The 14,189-nt window shown below is 65.3% G+C and carries 14 protein-coding genes, 1 tRNA gene and 1 pseudogene; 9 read left to right on the top strand and 7 right to left on the bottom strand.

The window, feature by feature from the left end:
• Window positions 1–6: 6 nt before the first annotated feature.
• The 6 genes and pseudogenes from YWY_RS0115330 to YWY_RS25050 all read right to left on the bottom strand — a co-directional run.
• Window positions 7–1,653, bottom strand: a complete 1,647-nt coding sequence (locus YWY_RS0115330; protein WP_028848336.1) for a carboxylesterase/lipase family protein — start codon at window positions 1,651–1,653, stop codon at window positions 7–9.
• A 9-nt stretch (window positions 1,654–1,662) separates the two neighbouring features.
• Window positions 1,663–3,042, bottom strand: a complete 1,380-nt coding sequence (locus YWY_RS22275) for an MFS transporter (RefSeq protein ID WP_038045432.1) — start codon at window positions 3,040–3,042, stop codon at window positions 1,663–1,665.
• Window positions 3,043–3,766: 724 nt separating this feature from the next.
• Entirely contained in the window at window positions 3,767–4,363 is a 597-nt protein-coding gene (locus tag YWY_RS0115340) for a hypothetical protein (RefSeq protein ID WP_028848337.1), read from the bottom strand.
• 111 nt (window positions 4,364–4,474) lie between these two features.
• Entirely contained in the window at window positions 4,475–4,777 is a 303-nt protein-coding gene (locus YWY_RS0115345) for a DUF2510 domain-containing protein (RefSeq protein ID WP_156899287.1), read from the bottom strand.
• A gap of 536 nt (window positions 4,778–5,313) precedes the next feature.
• Window positions 5,314–6,162 carry a hypothetical protein gene (locus YWY_RS23810; RefSeq protein ID WP_245566693.1) on the bottom strand — a complete coding sequence of 283 codons (849 nt, stop codon included), beginning with the start codon at window positions 6,160–6,162 and terminating at the stop codon, window positions 5,314–5,316.
• A gap of 15 nt (window positions 6,163–6,177) precedes the next feature.
• A pseudogene (locus tag YWY_RS25050) lies at window positions 6,178–6,399 on the bottom strand (DUF2510 domain-containing protein); the annotation flags it as partial.
• A gap of 845 nt (window positions 6,400–7,244) precedes the next feature.
• On the opposite strand from YWY_RS25050, the gene YWY_RS24185 reads away from it, so the two are divergent.
• Window positions 7,245–8,024, top strand: coding sequence for a hypothetical protein (locus YWY_RS24185; RefSeq protein ID WP_156899289.1), 780 nt, complete (start codon window positions 7,245–7,247; stop codon window positions 8,022–8,024).
• Between the two features lie 252 nt (window positions 8,025–8,276).
• Window positions 8,277–8,705 (top strand): tyrosine-type recombinase/integrase, encoded by a 429-nt coding sequence (locus YWY_RS23815; RefSeq protein ID WP_245566694.1) that lies wholly within the window; start codon window positions 8,277–8,279, stop codon window positions 8,703–8,705.
• A 69-nt stretch (window positions 8,706–8,774) separates the two neighbouring features.
• Here YWY_RS23815 and YWY_RS0115360 read toward each other — a convergent pair.
• Window positions 8,775–8,850 (bottom strand) — tRNA-Lys (locus YWY_RS0115360).
• Window positions 8,851–8,972: 122 nt separating this feature from the next.
• Between YWY_RS0115360 and YWY_RS0115365 the strand changes: the two genes are divergently transcribed.
• The 7 genes from YWY_RS0115365 (at window position 8,973) to YWY_RS0115395 (ending at window position 14,067) form a co-directional block, all read left to right on the top strand.
• Window positions 8,973–9,431, top strand: coding sequence for an SRPBCC family protein (locus YWY_RS0115365; protein ID WP_084609309.1), 459 nt, complete (start codon window positions 8,973–8,975; stop codon window positions 9,429–9,431).
• Between the two features lie 282 nt (window positions 9,432–9,713).
• Entirely contained in the window at window positions 9,714–11,384 is a 1,671-nt protein-coding gene (locus YWY_RS22285) for an amidohydrolase family protein (protein WP_211227609.1), read from the top strand.
• A 268-nt stretch (window positions 11,385–11,652) separates the two neighbouring features.
• Window positions 11,653–11,883: a hypothetical protein gene (locus YWY_RS0115375; protein WP_028848342.1), complete on the top strand. Its 231-nt coding sequence runs from the start codon at window positions 11,653–11,655 to the stop codon at window positions 11,881–11,883.
• 74 nt (window positions 11,884–11,957) lie between these two features.
• Window positions 11,958–12,422 carry a DUF6879 family protein gene (locus YWY_RS0115380; RefSeq protein ID WP_245566695.1) on the top strand — a complete coding sequence of 155 codons (465 nt, stop codon included), beginning with the start codon at window positions 11,958–11,960 and terminating at the stop codon, window positions 12,420–12,422.
• Window positions 12,385–13,272: a helix-turn-helix domain-containing protein gene (locus tag YWY_RS0115385; protein WP_038045435.1), complete on the top strand. Its 888-nt coding sequence runs from the start codon at window positions 12,385–12,387 to the stop codon at window positions 13,270–13,272. The genes YWY_RS0115380 and YWY_RS0115385 overlap by 38 nt, the downstream gene beginning before the upstream one ends.
• A gap of 119 nt (window positions 13,273–13,391) precedes the next feature.
• Window positions 13,392–13,667: a hypothetical protein gene (locus YWY_RS0115390; protein WP_028848345.1), complete on the top strand. Its 276-nt coding sequence runs from the start codon at window positions 13,392–13,394 to the stop codon at window positions 13,665–13,667.
• A complete protein-coding gene (locus YWY_RS0115395) occupies window positions 13,648–14,067 on the top strand; it encodes a hypothetical protein (protein ID WP_169725260.1) in 420 nt (139 codons plus the stop codon). The genes YWY_RS0115390 and YWY_RS0115395 overlap by 20 nt, the downstream gene beginning before the upstream one ends.
• Window positions 14,068–14,189 lie beyond the last annotated feature (122 nt).

Raw genomic sequence — 14,189 nt, forward strand, 5'->3', positions numbered from 1 at the left:
CCCGGGTTACCGTCCGTGAACCTCCGTTTCGACCGAACCGGGCACCGCCGTGGCGTGGTCGTCGTCGGCGTCGAGCACCATGCTGTGCGGCCATGGCCGCCACTGCGCGCCGAGGCCGCGGTGCTGCGGTGTTCCGGTGCGGATGAACGAGCGGATGCTGTCGGTTATCAGGTTCGCCAGCTCGATCCGGCCGGGTGCGTTCTTCTTGCTGAACGCGAACCGGAAGAAGCCGTCGTCGAACGTGTGGAAGACGAACGGCAGGTCGATGGCGTGCACCGAGCCGTACACCTGGTCGAACGGCGCGGGCTGTTGGTTCCAGCCGAACTGGTAGTAGTACAGCCGCCGGTGGCCTGCGGCCCGCAAGGTGTTCATCGAGTCGTGGATGATCCCGGTGAAGATGAGGTCGGTCAGGCCCTGAGCCGCGTCGTTCCATCCGCCGGGCTTGTCGACCGGCAAGAACTCGTCGTTGATGAAGTCCCGCACGGTCAGCTCCGACGGCCGGTCCGGGTCGAACTGGTATTGCATGGTGAACCGGTCGTAGTCGCTGGGCCGGAAGGCGTTGATCAACCCGCCGAAGAGCTTGCCTTCCTCGAACGTGTTCCCGGCGAGCACCGGGACCTTGCGGTAGTGGCCCGCGGCGACGGCGGCGTGGTAGTCCTCCGGCAGCACCGTGCCGTCCGCGATCACCTTCGGCGGATCGCCGATGCGCGCCCCGAGCCGGACCTGTGCCCGGATCAGGTCGTCGGCAGGCATGGATCGCAGCCGCTGGGCGACCTCGCGGTCATCGCCGTAGACGGGGCCAAGGGCTTCCCGGACGAATTCGTCGGCGTAGTCGCGCGCCTGCTCGGGGGTGGCGAACTGGAAGCCGCCGCTGAGCGGAATGGCCTTGTGAATCAGGCCTTTGGTGAGCGGTGAGACGAGCAGCGCCCACACGTTGACCGCGCCCGCCGATTCGCCCATCACCGTGACGTTGTGCGGATTCCCGCCGAAGGCCCGGGCGTTGTGGTGGACGAAGCGCAGGGCTTCGATCTGGTCCAGCGTGCCGAAGTTCCCGGAGTCGTCGTCCGGCCGGCCGGTCTGCAAGCCGGGCAGGTCGAGCCAGCCGAAGACCCCGACCCGGTAGTTGATCGTGACCACGACGGCATCGGCCTTGCGGGCCAGCGCTCGGCCGTCGTACATCGGGTCGGCCGAGTAGCCGACCATGTTGCTGCCGCCGTGGATGAAGACGATCACCGGGAGGTTCGTGCGGTTGGTCGCCGGGCGGTAGACGTTCAGCGTCAGGCAGTCTTCCGCGCCGACCGGCTTCTTCAGGCCGTCGCGGATGTCGAGGTCGTAGTGCGGGCCGTTCGGCGACGGGCTGAACATCCGGCCCTCTTGGATGCAACCGTCACCGAAGTGGCGCGCCTGCCGGACGCCCGGCCACGGGCGGTGCGGTACCGGGGCGCGCCAGCGCAGCTTGCCTACCGGGGGCTCGGCGTAGGGGATGCCGAGCCAGGAGTAGGTGCCGGTGGTCGTGCTTTCGTCTATGCCGGCGACCAGCCCGAGCGTGGTCATGCGGACCACCGGTGAGGCGTGTGCCTGCGCAGGCAACGCGAGCGTTGTCGTGCCGAGGAGCAGGAGCCCCAGCAGAACGGTGAGAACCTTGCTGCGCATGGATCCCCCTCACTCGGTTGCGGCAACTGTGGCGGTCTCGCGCTGGGCCGCTTCGCGTGCGGCCTTCGCGTCCTCTTTGTGCACGGCGACCTTCAGGACCGGCAGGAGAAGCAAGCCGAGCACCGCGCTGCCGATGAGGACGGCGGAGGTTCCGGCCGCACTGCCGTGTTCCTCGGCGAAGCCGTAGAGGTAGGGGCCGACGAACCCGCCGAGCAGGCCGAGCGTGTTGATCAGCGCGAGCCCGGCGGCGGCCATCAGCCCGGCCATCCGCTGCATGGCCACCGACCAGTACAGCGGCAGGATGCCGATCAGCAGCAACATCGCCAGGTCGATGAGCAGGATGCGGGCCACCGCGCTTTCGGAGAGCGTGTAGGCGACGGCGACGACGACGGTGGCGGCGGTGACGTAGGTGAGCAGGCGCAGTTCGTTGCGCATGCGGCGCTGGAGCCACGGGATGACCAGGACGCCGATGAACGCGCCGATGCCCACGCTGCCGCTGACCAGGCCGATCAGGAACCGCCCTTCGACGTGCACGCTCTCCACGATGGACGGGAAGTTGTACTGGATGACCACGCTGTTGATCTGGTTGGCGAAGTAGATCAGCGACAGCGCGATGATGAAGGGACGGCCGAAGGCGATCTTCATGTTGCCGCGCAGCCTGTTGTGGGCCGGGGCGGTGCGCACCACGGCGCGCTCGTTGAGCAGCTGGGCCTCCCGCTCGGTCAGCCACGGTGCGTCGTCCGGCTTGTCCGGCACCAGCCGGTAGACGAAGTAGGCGACGACCACGGTCAGCGCGCCCTCCACCAGGAACATCCACTGCCAGCCGTACATCCCGGCCAGGCCGTCGAGTTCCATCAGCGCGCCGCCCATCGGGCCGCCCAGGGTGAGCCCGGCGCAGACGGCGAAGTAGATGATCCCGACGATGGTGGCCCGCTGCTGCTGGGCGAACCAGACGGTGACGACGTACATCAGCGCGGGGTAGAGGCCGGCTTCCGCCGCGCCGAGCAGGAAGCGGACGATGTAGAAGGTGATGTCGTCCTGCACGAACATCATGCAGGCGCACAGCGTGCCCCAGGTGACCGCGATCCTGGTGATCCACCGGCGCGGGCCGACCCGGTGCATGATCAGGTTGCTGGGCACCTCGAGGAACGCGTAGCTGAGGAAGAAGATGCCCGCGCCCGCGCCGAACGCCGCGGCGCTGATCCCGACGTCGGCTTCCAGCGAGGTCTTGGCCAGGCCGACGTTGGTGCGGTCGACGAAGGCCATGAAGTAGACCAGGCACAGGATCGGCAGCAGCCGCCATGCGGCCTTGCGGCTCGCCGCGGCGTGCTCGACGTCTTCGGGGCTGGGGTCGGTGTTCGTGGCTGTTGGTGCGTGCTGGGGGTCCACCGTCGCCTCCCGGTTTGGCACTTGATGACAGCTAGATGGCACTCAGTGCCATGCACTGTGGCACACGTCACCGGGTCACCGCAAGGGGTGATTGCGGGAAGTGTGTGCGGGGTGACGCAAGCAGCTCTCCACGGCTTCGCCGGTGTCCGCCTGCCGCGCCAGCCCACCGCTTTCCAGCTGGCGCACCCCACCACGTGGCAGACGATGCGGCGCAGGCACCCCAACCGCTGGCGGCCCCGATTTTGCGGTTGCCGGTCGCCGTGGACCTGACTCTCACCGTCTCGGCAACGAGTGATGTATTGCTGACTCCCTGGGTATGCCCGCCCACCCAGTCACGGCGTCGTCCGCCCGGGCGTGGATAGCCACAAGCTCCCTCGGTACGTGCGGCCCTCGACAGGCGCCGCCCGCCCGAGCCTGGATAGCCACCTCGACCCATCGCAGCTCGGCCCGCTTGAGGGGCGTCGCCCGCGCGGGCATGGATAGCCAGCCTGCCGTTGCCCGCCAGCGGCCACAGGTGGCAGCGACCGTTGCTGAACCGCCTGACGAGCGGTCTGTTGGCCGTCGTCAGTAGGCCGTTGCTGGCGACGTTGGTCGCCCACCGGGTGCCTTGCGGCGGCGGACTTGGTTGCGGCCGGTCGGATGGCTGGCTGCGGGCATGCCCATCAGCACGCTCGGTCGGGCGACGCTGTCGTCCTGGTGGCTGGAGCCGATGCGTACCGGCCCTTCAGCGCCGCAACGATCGGGAGAGGGCGGGGTCGACGTTCATCGTCAAATCCACGGCGATCGGCAATGTGGCGAGCATGGTCGCCAGCGGCTCGGGTGCCCGCGTGGCGAGGTCGACGACATAGCGGCCGGCCGCCTTGCTGGGCCGGGCGAACGGACGCCAGTTGTGGTAGGAGCCGATCTTGATCAGCCGTCCGATCTGCGTGCCGCGCGGGTCGTTGATGGCGAACTGGGTCGCCCGCATGTCGGCCGCTCGCACCTGGGCGATGGGGTTGCCCTGGGCGGAGATGCTGAGCCTGACCTTTCCGACGATGTTCTCCTGGTGCACCTGACCGATTTCGAATCCGTTCATGGCGGTCACGGTGACGACGCTTTTGGTGCTCTTGCGGTGCGTCAACCGGCCCCAGCGATTGCCCTGCGCATCGTGCAAGTCGATGAAGTCCGTGGCGTTGTGTCGCATGGCCTCGCGGGTCGAGGCGGTCGCTGACGGCGGGGAGATGTCCTCGACGCAGACGGCCAGAAGGCGACCGCTGGAGGAGTAGATCTCGTACCGGTAGCCGGTCACGTGGTCGTCCGATGTCTGCTCGGTGACGAGCACGGGCTCGCCGGTCAGCGTGCCGTCACCAGGGCGGGGCGGGACCTGTGCCTCGGCCAGCAGTGCGTGCAGCGCATTGAGATCAACCTGGTGAGCATTCGCGCCGCCGGTGGCTTACATGGCGGCGTGGGGACCGTTCGGCGCGGACGGCGTCAGCCCTGAGGCGGAGATGGTGGCTTGTGGAGCGTATGCGTTCTGCGGGCCCGATGCGGTGTGCGTGACCTGGGGATTCGATGCTGCGTGCTGTTGGGCGGAGGGTGTCGTGGCTCCTGCGGGCTCACCTTGTCCGGCTTGCGGCGATGCCTCGTTGCCCACCACGCCGTTGTTGGCGATGTGGGTGGTCCACTGGTTGCCGTCCCAGTAGCGGAGTTGGTTGCGTCCGGTCGGGTCCTGGTACCAGCCCGGCTGCGGTTGCATGGCGCCCACCTCGATGATGTGCGTCGGCTGGCAACCTAGTCAGGATTGCACTCCGGTATCCGCTGTGTGCTCGAAGCGTCACAAGCCGTTGGTCCGCTGTGTGGGTGGAGCCGGGTCGAGTGGCGGAGGGAAGTCCACCGCGTTCGCGTTGGTCCGTTGTGTGGGGTGGAGCCGGTTCGACTGGGGCGATGCCTACAGATCTCCTCTAGATACGGCCGCTGAGGCGCAACCGGGATTCGCGGGGCGTGCTGTGGTGCCTGGAAGGTGCTGCCCGAATAAGCGGAGGGTTCGCGGGGCTGCCAGACGAACTGGATTGCTGCGTCCGGGTGGTGTGTGGGCCTCGTTGCTCGTCACGCCGTTGGCGGCGATGCGGGTGTCCACTGGGTGCGGTCCCAGTAGCGGTGTTGGTTGCGTCCGGTCGGGTCCCGGCGCCTGCCAGCGGTTGAACCGCCGCCCTCGTTGGTGTGCGTCGGCTGGCAGCCTGCCGGGCTTCGTGCCCGTCCGCTGTGTGCCACATACCGGAAGCGGCACGGGCGCTAGACGGATGGGTCGGCCTCCAGCGACAGGTCGACGACGATCGGAAGGATGGGAATGACGCTGGCCAGCGGCTCGGGCTGACGCTGCGGCAGGTCCACCACGTACGGGCCGGCAGCCTTGGTACTACGGCCGAAGAGGCGGACGTTGGCGTCTGGGCCGACCCTGATCATTTTGGCCAGCTTGTTCTCCTTGGCGTCCACGATCCAGAACAACCTCGCCCGGCGCTCCGGGGAGTACAGCATGGCGACGGTCTTCTCGCCCGCCACGATGTGGAAGATGAATCGTCCGTAGGCATTCTTCTGCTGGACCTGCGCGATCTCGGTGCCGTTCTGGCCGACGAGGGAGAAGAAGCCTTCGAGGGGTTGCGGCCTTCGGTGGATCAGCCGCCCCAGGAGGTTGCCGTTGGGGCCGCGCAGCTGGAAATGATCGGTGCGGCCGCGCTGGCTCGAGGCGTTGGCGTCGGTGGCGCCCTCCGTGGCACACACCGCCAGGAGTTGACCTGATGCGGAGCAAATGTGGTACCGGTAGGCGGACTTCTCGTCGGCTGTTCGAGCAACGACGAGAACGGGTTCGCCCGTGAGTGTGCCGTCTCCGGAGCGGGGCTGGACCTCCGCCTTGGCGAGACTGTCCTTGAGCAAGGTGGGGTCGATGCCCGCTACCCGGCTCGTGCTGGGTTGAGCTCCCAGGGCAGCCGAGAAGCCGCCAGCTTGGGCAGGCGGCTGGCCCTGACCGGCGTCGGCCGACGGCTGCGTGGCAGAGCCACCGGATTCGTACGGCTGGTGTGTGGACGTGCCGGCCGTCGCGTAACTCGCCGGTGGCGCCTGCGGCTGAGCGGCCTCATCGGCCATTACGCCGTTGTTGGAGACGTGGGTGGTCCATTGACTGCCGTCCCAGTAGCGGAGCTGATTGCGGCCCGTCGGGTCCTGGTACCAGCCGGCTTGCGGTTGCATCGTGCCCCCATCCACGGTGTGCGATCGCAGCAGCTGGCAGCCTAGCCAAGGACCTGTGAGCGCGCCGCTCGGCAGCAGGCAGCACCACACACGCGGATCGCGACGACGACGAGTGGACCGTGATGCGGTTGCCATAGCGGACGCACGTAGTGGCCGTGTGCCTCGGATGTGGCCGCGCGACTCTCGTGCATCCGGTTGCCCGGTGCTGAGTGCTCAACGAGTGGGGCTAGTACCGCATCCGGCTTCGCATACTTGGCCGGGCTGGCGACGGAGTTCCGTACCGCACGCGGCTGCCAGTGGGCCGGGGTTCGTGTTCGGCAAAGGTGAAGTTCGGCGGCCGCCGCTATGGCTCGCTGTCCCTCTGAACTGGAGTTTTGTTGGGTTGCCCGGGTCTCGACCCCGGAACCTGCGGATTCTCTGGCCGCACTTGCGAACGTTTGCCGTTCACTGTCGAAACCTGCCCTGACCTGGCCTGACTCCGTTGTGTGCTTCGCGTCCGTTCCTGCTATCTGCCGTCCTCTGCCGTCATATTCTGTGGGAATCCTGTGGGACTAGCCTTAGCTCCTGAGTGTGCAACGAGGTGCGCTAGCGCCGCGGTGGCCACGACTCGGGCAGGGCAAGCGTTGCTTCAGTGACTAAGTACAGCGGTTTCGGGTCGTAGCGAGTGTCAACTATGGCTGCCGGGCCCTTCGTTGGTACGAGACCTAGCGTCCAGAGTTCCTCGCGAGTTAGCAGAAACGGCGGAGCTTCCCGCGAGCGGTAGCACGGGATGCCCGTCTCGGTCCATTTGTACGGTTGGTGGCTCATGGAGCTGACGTTAGCGTGTCGGTCTGACACCACGTGGTTCAGAGAATCGCCATTGGCGGCGCTTTCGAGGCTTGAAGAGGCCCTCGCCGCGCGGTGCTGTATCGAGATGGAAACCAGTTAGGTGATTCCTGTAACAAGCGATTCCTGTGCGCGATGTACGTAGCATGGCAAACGTGGATCGGCTAAACGAGCGGCGCGCGCGAGAGATCGTTTCCCAGACGTTGAATGCTGAAGTCCTTCATCACGACGACAATTCTCAGGATAGTATGTTCGACGCTCTGATCAGATACAAGGACGGCAGTTGCGGAGCGCTGGAAATCGTTGGCGATCACGATGAATCATATTTGGCCTTAGTCAAGGCATTGCAGAAACACGGAGACTCACTTACTGATGCACGACTGAATCGTGGATGGATCGTGTACATAGAACACGATGCCGACGTGCGAGCCGTCCGGCAGCGGATGCCAGCGCAGATCGTCCAGATGGAAAGACTGGGTTGTGTGTGTCTTGACGAGGCGCCAGGCCGGACTTCGGCACTGGCTGAGTCTCTACGCGTTGTTGATGTTCGATCGGTTGATCACATTTCCTCGGGAACTATCCAGCTGCGTCCGATCGGATGGTCCGGAGTTATACAACAAGCCGCGTTGGGCGATTGGGCTATCTCTGTGCTTGAACAGAACAAGGATGTAGTGGAGAAGCTGCGTCGCGCCGAAGGCGTCGTGGATCGTCACGCGTTTATCTGGTCGACGATGGGAAGCGATTTCTCAGTCCAGTCTCTCCTGGAGCACGGTAAATCGCTTGACAACCAGCTACCTCCCGAGCTTCCGACAGGAATCGACGTCCTTTGGATCGCTGGATCTATGACCTCCCAAGGCGTGGTGTACTGGACACAATCGAAAGGTTGGGTTCGCGCGCCATGGGTTCACCCGCCCCGTGAGGCGCTGACTACTTGACCCGTTCCCATCGCCCCTGCCACTTCTAGCGTCGTGGCGCTGCCGTCAAGGGCAGGCGTAACCCATCGCCTCGCGTCGCCGTAGGCGCCCTTGATGGCAGCGACTCGGCGTTAGACGATCACCAGGCGAGAAGGGGACTTCCCGGGTAACGCGCACATGCCAGGTAGATTGACAGAGTAAGTGCGCCGCCTGAGCGGTGGCGGCGCGTCAGCGCCGCTCCTTGACCGGGCTGCGGTCGACATCAGGTACACCGTGGTTCGTGTCAAGGGGCAGGGGCTGATCCGGAAGCCTACGTCAGCGGCCGGAGAGCGTACATTGCCGCTCCCGACATGGACGGTTGCGATGCTTCGAGATCGGCGGAAGGAAGCCGAAGCCAATGGGCTTTCCGGCGAAGCGCCCGTACTTCCCTCAGCGGAGGGCGGGTTGCATGATCCGTCGAACACGATGAAAATGCTTCGCGAGGCTCGCGGGTCCGAAGACTTCACTTGGGTCACGTCGCATGTCTTTCGAAAGACGGCGGCGACTGTACTCGACGAGGCGGGGTTGAGCGCGCGGCTGATCGCGGACCTGTTGAGCCACTCCAAGCCGTCGATGACGCAAGACGTCTACCTGGCTCGCAAGGTCGTTAGTCCGGCCACTGCGGTGGCCCTGGAGAGCCTGCTGGATAACGAGTCCGCGTGAGTTTTCTGCGGGTTTCATGTGGGGATGATCTTGCGGACGGTCTCGTGCAACCCCCTGACCTGGGGGTTTTGGTGGGTCGCCCGGGGCTCGAACCCGGAACCTACGGATTAAAAGTCCGCAGCTCTACCAATTGAGCTAACGACCCTCATCAGTCAGCGTACCGGCACCAGCCGCGCTGGTAGAGAGCCTACCGGCTGTCAAGGTGCGATCTTCACCCTGGTCACGTACCCTGCCCCGGCCAGGGTTCGCAGAACGAGGGGGTGCGTGATGAACGCAGCAGAACCGATGGTGGCGTTGGCGGTGGAGCGGACCTTCGCGGCCGACCCGGAAGCCGTTTTTGACTGGATCACCGACGGCAACAACCTCATGACCGCGCGGCTGGTGCTGCGGGTGCGGCGCACTCGCGACGGCGAGGGATACGTGTGGGGGAAGGGCGCTCGGCGGGAAGTCCTGGCGGTCGGGGCATGGTTCCGTGAGGACATCGTCGAGTGCGACCGCCCCTACCGCTACGGCTACCAGATCGTTCAGTCGTTCCCGCCCATGCGGCACCTCGGCGGCTTGATCACCGTGACGCCGGTCGACGGTGGCGGTTCGCGCGCCCGATGGGAGTGCAGCTTCGACCTGCCGCCGACTTCCGGTGGCAGCTTCGTCGCCCGGCTGACGAAGGGCATGTTCGCCAGCACGTTCAACCAGATCTTCGACGCCGCCAAGCGTCAGCTTGGCTGAGACGGCCGAAGACGTCGCCGGGGCTGCCGATCCAGGTAGTCCCCGGCGCCAGGTAGTCCCACGGCGTTGCCGGCTACGACCTGCTGCGTCGGCGGGAACGGGCCGTGGGCCGGACTGGCATCCGGTGACGTCCATCGGCGATCCCGCATGCTCTCCTCCGGCCTGACCCAACGGGCTCGACGATACGGCGAAAGGTGGAAACTTCTCCCTCGGCTCTGGCCGCGCAAAAAATCATGAACTAATCTCACGTTTCCCTGCTGCCGGCCTGTTGCGAGGTGCGCCGTGTCCGTTCGCCTGATCTCCGGTCTTCGGGTCGCCGCCGCTCTCACCTTCACCGCCGTCCTGCTCGGCGGGTGGAGCCTGAGCCAGGAAACACAGCGTGCGGCGACGGCCAGCGACCAGCCAGAGGCGGAGGTCAACGTCGAAGGCTTCGCGTTCGACGACAACGAACTGGGCAAACCCGTCCACGGGCTGTTCCAGTCACACAACCACCACTGGTCGTACAAGGGCTTCGGCCAGGGTCCGTTCTGCGGCAAGACCTTCGACGTCGAGGGCATCACCAAGGCCATGGTCGACTGCCCGGAGCACGAGCCGTTCGGCATACCGGCGTGGTTCGAGCAGCTGGCCAGCGGGCAGTCGCTGCTCACCCCGCACAGCACCACCGGATGGCCGACGTTCACCGACTGGCCGCGTCCCGACTCGGCGACCCACAACGCCACCTACTACAAGGGCATCGAACGCGCCTGGCGCGCGGGCGTGCGGCTCTACGTCGACCACCTGGTGACCAACCGCGGGCTTTGCATGATTTACACGCCGCGCCGCGCATCGTGCGACGAGATGGACGCCATCCGCGCGCAGGCGCAAGAGGCGCGCGCCTTCGAGGCCTACGTCGACGCCAAGTCGGGCGGTCCGGGCAAGGGCTGGTACCGCATCGTGGGGAGCCCGCAGGAGGCCCGCGAGGTCATCGCAGAAGGCAAGATGGCCGTCATTCTGGGCATCGAAACCTCCGAGCCCTTCGGCTGCTCGCGCAAGCTCGGCAAGCCGCAGTGCACCAAGGAAGACATCGACCGCGGCTTGGACGAGGTCTACGACCTCGGCGTGCGCAGCATGTTCCTGTGCCACAAGTACGACAATGCGCTGTGCGGTGTCCGCTTCGACTCCGGCACCAACGGCGTCGTGGTCAACCTCGGCAACTTCATCACCACCGGCCAGTTCTGGCAGGCCGAGACCTGCACGGGGCCGCACCACGACAACACCATCCCGCCCGCCGACGCCGGCGTGCTCGCGCTGCTGTGGAGCAAGCTGCAGGGCGTGGTGGACCCGGTGACGTTGCCGATCTATCCGAAGGCACCGCACTGCAACAAGCTCGGCCTGACCGAACTGGGCAAGTACGCCCTGGAAGGCATGATGAAGCGCGGCATGATCGTCGAGCTGGACCACCAGAGCGTGAAAGCCGCCGACGAGACGCTGAAAGTGCTGGAGGAGCACAACTACAGCGGCGTCATCTCCGGCCACGACTGGATGGACCAGGGCTACTACGAGCGAGTCGCCAAGCTCGGCGGCATGATCACGCCGATCGTCGAGCCGCACGGCCACACGGCGGACATCTGGCGCAAGGTCAAGGCCGTCGCCGACCCGCGCTACCAGTTCGGCTTCGGCTTCGGGCTGGACCAGAACGGTTTGCACCTGAGCCTGCCCAAGGCCGGCGAAAGCCCGCGCATCGAGTACCCGTTCACTTCCTATGACGGCAAAGCGAAGCTGCACAAGCAGATCTGGGGCAAGCGGGCCTGGGACTTCAACACCGACGGCCTGGCGCACGAAGGGCTGACGCCGGATTGGTTGGAGGCCGTGCGGCTGGAGGCCGGCGCCGACGCCGAGGAATTCGTCGCCGACATGGTCAACGGCGCGGAGGCCTACCTGCAGATGTGGGAGCGCGCCCAGCAAGGGCGCTGATCCGGCGAGCGTTCCGCCAAGGTCGCCGCGGTTGCAAGGAGGCGGCAGTCCGTCGGCTGCTGGGCCGTCGTCGCCGTCGACGCCGGTGTCGGCTGCGTCGTACCAGCGTGAGGGCATGTCCGGAACTCACATCGCGTCAACGGGTGTGCCGGCATCCCGACTCGTGCACTCGGCCTGTGACGTTCGGCCATCGCCCATCCGGGGAGTTGACGCTCGACACCCCGCGCGCGAAGCTGGCAAGAATAGTCGCGAATATTCGAGGAGATGCATGAGAGTACGGTTCTTGGGGAAAGATCCGGAGTCCACTGTCGGGACTTCTCCCACGTTGTTCGCCACCGATCGGACTGATCGCAGGACGTACATCGTCCAAGGCTGGGTGGTGAGGGATCCGGAAGTCTTGCGTGACGTCGGGCCCGTACCCGAGGGTGAGACCCTCGTCGAGGTGCCGGAAGAAGTGCTGAAGTTCTACACGCGGCGCGACCACGGGGAGGAGAGCTGAGCCGTCGCATTCATCCCGGTTCGGAGCTCAGGGAGCTCTTCCGGCAGTTCGAGCACACCGCATTTCGTCTGGAGGTGCGCTCCGCGTATGCGGTGTCGATCGAAGAAGAGGCATTTCGAAAGTTCCTTGCCGGTGAGCCGTACGACCTGTCTTGGATGGACGACTGGCTCGAGACAGTGCGAGCGGCGACCAGTGAAGGCAAGCAGTTCCAACGTGTGCGGGTCGTCGACGAACCCATGAGCGACTACGCCAGGTGGAGCTTGGAAGTAGCGCAGCACAACAATGCGGCAGGGGAGGACATTCGCTACCTGCAGAGGGAACGGGCGCGTGCGGCCGGATTGCCGAACCATGACTATTGGCTGTTCGATTCGCGGCTTCTGGTGCGCATGGACTACGACGATTGCGATCAGTTCTTAGGCGGTACAATCATCGAAGATCCAGCCGAAGTCGTGCAACACAACTACTGGCGCGATGTCGCATGGCATCACGCCGTGAGACGGGATGAGTTTGCCGCCGACGAACGGTCCGGTCACACCTGACATCCATGCGGCGCGTGCCGCCTTGGGCAAGCGGCTCCGCGAGCTGCGCCGTGCCGCCGGCCTCACCGGCACGCAGCTCGCGGAAGTGTTGTCGTGGACGCAGTCCAAGGTCTCCAAGTTGGAGACCGGCCGGCAAACCCCCAGTGCGGACGACATCCGAGCGTGGACTCGCGGGACCGGCGCCGAAGCGCGAACCGAAGAGCTACTGCTGGAGCTGCAGGTCCTCGAGGAGCGTCATGCGGACTGGCAGCGCGTCCTGCGGCCCGGCCTACGTCGGCATCAGCGTGAGATCCTCGAACTCGACGCCAAGACGCGCCTTTTTCGAGTCTTTGAATCTACCGTGGTCCCGGGACTGCTGCAGACTCCGGATTACGCCAAGTCCCAGCTGGCGCAGGGGGTCGTACTGCATGGTGCGGCCAACGACGTCAACCAAGCAGTACAGGCGCGGATGAAGCGGCAAGAACTGCTCTACCGCGAAGACAAGCGGTTCCACTTCATCATCACCGAGGCTGCGCTGCGGATTCGCTTGGTTCCGCGTCACGTGATGCTTGCTCAGTTGGACCGGCTCGTATCGCTGTCGACGCTACCCAATGTGCGATTCGGAATCATCGGCTTCGACGCCAGGTATGCGATAGGTCCTTGGCACGGCTTTTGGCTCCGTGACGACGAACGCGTCGTCGTGGAGACGTATTCCGCTGAACTGACGCTCGTGCAACCAGAAGAAATAGACCTCTACCGTAAGGTCTTTGATCATTTCGCGTCCCTCGCGCGCCATGGCCACCTGGCGCGAGAAATCATCGTGCGCGTCGCTGACGAGCTGGCTGCGACTGAAGAACCTGACGGCCAGTAGACAACGAGAGAATTTCCAAGTCTGCCAGGGAATATTGGCGAATATTCCTAGTCGGGTAGCCGTCCGTTCCCTACCTTCTCGGGGCGTGTCGACAGACGTCCGATGATGAGGAGGCTTCGGTGCTGGTCAGCAGCGCGAGCAGGGACGCGGGACAGCCCAGCACGTACTCGCGCGAGTTCTTGCAGGCTGTCGCCGCGGATCGTCGACTTTTCGAACGGATCGCGCAGGTGCGGCCGGGGATCATTCGCGCCCTGCTGATCCTCCTCGGCGATCTGGAAGACCTGCTCGATCTGCCTACAGGTGTGCAGAAGGCGCTCGGCGAACGCATCCGCCGCATCGGCGAGACGGTGATGGCCCGCGCCGACCGTGCTTCCGGTGATGCCGATGCCGAGTAGCTTCTTCGGGGCGTCGAGTACCTGGCGCGGCAAGCACTGGCACGCTTACATGGTTCTCGACTCGGTCGACGATCCTGTGTCGCGGTGGCGGCGGTTGCAGCGAGAGCCTGACACGGTTCTGGACAACCCGTTTGCGGTCGCGGAATGGATCGAGCAACGAATGCTCAATCTCGGGGCACGCCGTGCGGTGTCCGCTGTCGCCGATCACGAATGGGTCGAGATCAAAGACGCCGAAGACTTGGCCCATCTGTACGGCGAGCACATGTTGATTGCTTCGCGCGGTGATTCGGTCTATGTCGACGTCTACCACCCACCGCGTCGTGTTGAGCTGTTCGTGGAAGCAGTGAGTCGTCGTCAATGCGAGCACCATATGACGACCGCGAGCACTCAAGGCGGCTGACGCAGTCACTGCCACGGTAGGGACATCGTCCTGCGGTTGGCGAGCACCCACGCACCAAGCTCAGTGCACGGCGGAACTACTGCATGTGCGCGAACGCGGGGCGTGATGTCGACTCGGCGGTG

It is taken from the genome of Thermocrispum agreste DSM 44070 (genome assembly GCF_000427905.1).
GTDB lineage: Bacteria > Actinomycetota > Actinomycetes > Mycobacteriales > Pseudonocardiaceae > Thermocrispum > Thermocrispum agreste.